We start from the raw sequence: 5,051 nt of genomic DNA, 5'->3' as shown, positions 1-5,051 counted from the left end.
GACAGCCCGGCGTGGCTGGTGAGGGTGCGGCGACTGGCGCGGAACTTTATGTTGGGCATGGCACTGTCTGGGTGAATGGCGATAATGGCTATATTGCCATGCAGGTCAGTGGGTTAGAAGTGCTTCCTGGGGCCGGTCTCACGGATTCAGGATTAAGAATAAATCCATCGGCATATATCTCTCGCTGCTTGGACTTAGCGTATAAATCTTCTCCTAGCTTTAGCGTAATTGATTTACGCTTAACTTCGTTTATTTCGTTAACATCAATCGTTACCTTGGCGGTGACGCCTTTAGGCTTGGCGTCGATACGATCAAGCTGCACAAAGGCTTGGTTGTAGCTGACATCGGGCTCGACACCATCCACTTCAATCTGCTTAACCAGCCCCAGGTCATAGGCCTGCACCGGGTCTAGTTTATACAGTAGGTTATAGGGGTTTTTATGAGTGGCCGAATAGCGCAAAGTGCATAACGGGTTGAGGTCGCGCAGTGCCTTACGACGGATCTCCGTTTCAAAATTTTGCGGCTCATCCACAATCACAATCGGCTTCACCGCTTTGATATATTCAATCGGCGCGAAAGCTCTTTCACCCTGCTGATTGATCTTGTTGTTGTCCTTGGTGAAACTGTCGATATTGATCACCAGCACGCTCAGCGCATCGCTTTGGGCGAAGTGGCGCAGGTCGTTTAAGCGACCGCTATCGTAGAGCATCGGTAAGCAGGGCACGTTGGCGTAGTCCGCGGCAAAGTGGCTGCGGGTGACTTCCAGGTTTTTCATGGTGCCTTCACGGATTGCTACGCTGGGCACTACCACAACAAACTTCTTGAAGCCGTACACCTTATTCAATTCATACATAGTGCGAATAAAGGTGTAGGTTTTGCCGGTACCGGTTTCCATCTCGATGGTTAAGTGTGGGCAAAACTCGTCGCTTACCTGCCCCTCATCGCTCTTGACGGTCCAGCGGTCGGCCTGCAGCGTGGCAACGGTTTCAATGCCGTTGCTGGCCTGCACCTTGTGCACATTTTCCAGCACCTGCTGTTCGGTGAGCACCAACGAATTGCCAATACTACCATCCCCGGCGTAGTTCACGCTGGCAGTGGAACTGACCAGTTCAAACTCCCCGGTGGCCAGCGGCTGGCCGTCAAACACCTGCACGACCGACTGCACCGCACGCTCCTGGTAGGCCTGATGAGTAAACTGCAGCGTCATCTTGTGTGACATATCAAGCTCCTTAAATTACCAGCAGGCTGATATCCTGCGCGGCCAGTTCAAGCTGCAGGTTGCTGAGCTGTTCATCGCCTTGGGTTCCCGTAAAGCAGGAATTAAGCATAATCACTTGGGCAGGGTTGGCGTTAAGAATCTCGTCACGCACGGCATCAACATAGGGTTCAAAGCAGAGCCACAGGTAGCGGTCGTCTTCGCGTAACACCCGGTGCACGGTAACGCCGCAGGCCAGGGTGCGCGGCTTGCTGACGGCGTGAACGCCCAGGGCACCCAAGCCATTTTTCAGCAGTAGCTCGGTGAGCATGGCGGTCTGTTCGTCCGCGTGTTTTTCGGTGTTCTGCAGGGCATCGAGCTGCTGGCGAATCGCGCCGGGGTCGTTGAGTTCGCTGTTCCACACCTTGAAGTTGCTGGGTGCCAGGGTGAAATGGGCACAGGCCAGCCCTTCCGTTTTTTCCGGGTGTTCGGCTTTTAGCTTGGCGATGACTTTTTCGATACGGGCACGGGTAATATCCGCAATGGTGCGATAACCGGCCTTATACGCCTCGCTATTTTCTTCAAGCTTTTCGGGTAGCTGGACGCTAATGGACTGGCGGTTACCGCCGTCTTCAGCGTTAAGTTCCATTACGGCATGGGCAGTAGTGCCCGAGCCGGCAAAAAAATCAAATACAATATCTTGTGGTCGACAGGAAATTTGCATCAGTCGCTTAACAAGCCGAGTGGGCTTAGTGTAACTAAAACCACCTTGAAAACCTAAAATATCATCTAACTCCTTTTTTGACAGGGATGTATCACCTGCAAATTTACGGTTAAATATTGTTATAGGAACCAGTCCATCTTGGACCTCAGAAAGAAACCTCTTAATCATTGGGTAACCATCACCCTCACCCCATACAATTTCCTTATCTTCAATTTTTTTCTTTATTGATTCCTCACTAAATGCCCAATAACGTCCTTGGGGACGCGACAAGATCACACCGTTTGGCTTTGTGATTTTATAATCAGCACTGTATTCATTATGCGCTGTTATCGGATCTAACTTCCAAGGGCCTTTAGGGTTATCATCGGGATTCTTGTAAGCCGACTCTCCTTCTCGCGGCAAGAGGACACGGTCCCAATTATTTTTAAATTTTGCATAAGCTAGAATATGCTCATGGCTGGTCGAAAAATACTTAGAGGAATTTTTCCTGGTATGAACTTTTTCCCAAACTATATTTGCTAGTAGATTATCCTCCCCAAAAACCTCATCACAAAGCAGCTTTAAGTTGGCCGCCTCGTTGTCATCAATACTTATAAAAATAACGCCGTCTTCACGCAGCAGGTTACGTGCCAAGTAAAGACGGGGGTACATCATTGACAGCCAGGCGCTGTGATACTGGCCGCTTTCCTTGCTGTTTTTCTTCCACAGGCTCTGTTTGTTTAAAAAGCCTGCCTCGTTTTTTTCGCCGGTGCGTTTTTGGTACTCGTCCAGGGTTTCCGAGTAGTCATCCGGGTAAACAAAGCTGTCGTTGCCGGTGTTGTAGGGCGGGTCAATGTAAATCATCTTGACCTTACCGTAATAGCTTTTCTGCAGCACACGCAGCACTTCCAGGTTCTCCCCTTCAATCAGCATGTGCTGGGCGCTTTCTGGGTTGTTGGCATCCGGCCGTAGGGTGTGGCTGGTTTTCTTTTGAATTTCACGCCGTGCGTCTTTTTTACCTGCCCAGCTCAGCTCATAGTGCTCGGCAGGTGCCAGGCGCTCTTCTCCCATCAGCTCTTTGAGGCGCTCCAGGTTTAACTGGTTGTCGCTAATCACTTCAGGAGCGGTTTGGCGTAGCAGGTTTAAAAGCTGCTGCTGTCGCTCTTGCTGGGCATCAGGGCTGTGTCCTAGTTCATTAATCTCAGTCGTATGATGGCTTGTGTCCATTAGATTCTTTCTCCTGATGCGGTGTGGTTCTATCCTGATATTGCTTAAGTGCCGCTACACTACCTGCCAATGTAGGGTGAAGAGCAGTTCTGTTTCAGTGGTTTCCTTCAACCTAACCTGCAAGGAATCAATCAGTTCGTCGCGTTTGTCGATGATCTCATCTTCGGCATTGAAAATTTCGCGGCGTTGCTGGCGCTGCTGGCGTTCGAGAGCGGCGATTTTTTCCTGATAGGCGTTTTGTTCCTGTAGGGTGATGGCCTTACGGGCATCGCGCTTGTGCTGTTTAAGCTGGGCCTTGGTGTTTTTAAGGGCTTCTTCAGCGGCCAGCAGTTTATCGTCAGCCCACTTTTCCAGCTTGTCGCGCTCTTCCATAAATAGCCGCTGGTTATCTTCCAGTAGCTCGGCCGTCACCGCTTGCAAATGGCACTGGCTATTTTCGACCAAGGCCGCTGGGGGCTGGAGCGAAATAGCGCTTGGCACGCCCCGAGCTTCTACCGACATTAGTTTTTCACAGGCTTCTTGGTCCAGCAGTACGCCACTATCGGTCATGCCGCTAAACAGTAGCCGTTCAGTGGTTTCAAAAGCGGTAAAGGCTAGGCGCTGCAGTGTCAGCCAGCCAGACTGCCCAACCAGCGCTTCCACCTGCGAGAGCTTGGTTTCATGGCGTTGGTAATCAAAGGCGACACTTGCCACTGGCGTAGCTGCCTGACGAGCCTGCTGCAAAGCCCACTCCCCCAGCGGATGGCTCAAACGGTAGGCATGGGCCAGCATGTCCGCTTGAGCGGCCCCACGAATTAGTTGATAGTGTCCCGGCGGAGCGTGTTGACTCACATCACTGGGCACATCCTGCAGGGCAAAACTATAGGTTTGTGGCTCAAAACGGGCGCACTTGGCCAGCGCATAGCGGCTAACGCCCCAAAACCAGCGGCCTATTTTATCCAGCCGGGCTTCAGCTTCGTCCAGGCGCAGTTTAAGCCGGTCATGAACGTCTTCATCGAAGTTTTCTAGCAACTTTTCCTGGGTTTCCTGCACGCGGCGGGTAATCACTTCTTCTAGCTCGCTTTGCAACTGATTGAAGGCGGCTTCAATTTCCTCTGGCGTGCGGCAGGTATCATAAATGGTCAGAATGCGTTTTTCGAAGTCGATGCCGCTTTCAATGCGTCCCAGCACTTCATCAGAGGCACCAAACACGCCGGAAAACAGATTGAGCTTTTCTGACAGTAGCTCCAGCACGCGTTGATCCGCCTGATTGCGGGTATTAAGGAAGTTGATTACTACCACGTCAAACTGTTGACCATAGCGATGGCAGCGGCCGATACGCTGTTCAACGCGTTGGGGGTTCCAGGGCAGGTCATAATTAATCAACAGTGCACAAAACTGCAGGTTTACCCCTTCGGCGGCGGCTTCGGTAGCAATCATGATATCCGCGCCGTTTTTGTCTCGGAAATGGTCAATCAAGGCAGTGCGCTTATCAATCTGTGCCGAACCAGTCACTCGGTCGGTGCCTCTGTGCTCTTCCAACCATTGGCGGTAGATCACTTGGCTTTCCGGGTGGTTATTGGTACCGCTAAACAACACCAGCTTGCCCGCGTAGCCGTTAGCTGAGAGAAACTGGTGGAGGTACTCCTGGGTACGGCGCGATTCGGTAAAGATAATCGCTTTGCGCGGCGCACGATAGGCTTGCATGTTCCTGAATCCGTGAGACCGGCCCCCGGAAGCACTTCTAACCCACTGACCTGCATGGCAATATAGCCATTATCGCCATTCACCCAGACAGTGCCATGCCCAACATAAAGTTCCGCGCCAGTCGCCGTACCCTCACCAGCCACGCCGGGCTATCCATCATCGGGCAGTGCCTTGAGATCGCCGGCGTCGACAGCATCGACGGTCGCTTCCCCACCACGCTGGGCATGCGCACCAGCGACG

Annotated in this window: 3 protein-coding genes and 1 pseudogene; 1 reads left to right on the top strand and 3 read right to left on the bottom strand. The window is 52.0% G+C overall.

Features of this window, described 5'->3' with window-relative positions; all coding sequences use genetic code 11:
- Positions 1-88: 88 nt before the first annotated feature.
- From L1249_RS17115 to L1249_RS17105, 3 genes are read right to left on the bottom strand one after another with little or no spacing between them, the layout of a single operon-like run.
- Complete coding sequence (locus L1249_RS17115) at positions 89-1,219, bottom strand: DEAD/DEAH box helicase family protein (RefSeq protein ID WP_230835223.1); 1,131 nt, start codon at positions 1,217-1,219, stop codon at positions 89-91.
- Positions 1,220-1,229: 10 nt separating this feature from the next.
- Complete coding sequence (locus L1249_RS17110; protein WP_235253795.1) at positions 1,230-3,125, bottom strand: site-specific DNA-methyltransferase; 1,896 nt, start codon at positions 3,123-3,125, stop codon at positions 1,230-1,232.
- 54 nt (positions 3,126-3,179) lie between these two features.
- Positions 3,180-4,811, bottom strand: coding sequence for a helicase-related protein (locus L1249_RS17105; protein WP_230835220.1), 1,632 nt, complete (start codon positions 4,809-4,811; stop codon positions 3,180-3,182).
- A 95-nt stretch (positions 4,812-4,906) separates the two neighbouring features.
- Here L1249_RS17105 and L1249_RS17765 point away from each other — a divergent pair.
- A pseudogene (locus tag L1249_RS17765) lies at positions 4,907-5,051 on the top strand (IS1380 family transposase); the annotation flags it as partial.

It is taken from the genome of Halomonas sp. Cn5-12 (assembly GCF_021532545.1).
GTDB lineage: Bacteria > Pseudomonadota > Gammaproteobacteria > Pseudomonadales > Halomonadaceae > Vreelandella > Vreelandella aquamarina.
The sequence above is the reverse complement of the archived record's forward strand: the minus strand, read 5'-3'. Positions and strand labels throughout refer to the sequence as shown.

What these genes read in the sequence shown, in the direction of transcription:
- L1249_RS17115 (WP_230835223.1), bottom strand. Translation starts at nt 1,219, where the DNA reads ATGTCACACAAGATGACGCTGCAGTTTACTCATCAGGCCTACCAGGAG.
- L1249_RS17105 (WP_230835220.1), bottom strand. Translation starts at nt 4,811, where the DNA reads ATGCAAGCCTATCGTGCGCCGCGCAAAGCGATTATCTTTACCGAATCG.
- L1249_RS17110 (WP_235253795.1), bottom strand. Translation starts at nt 3,125, where the DNA reads ATGGACACAAGCCATCATACGACTGAGATTAATGAACTAGGACACAGC.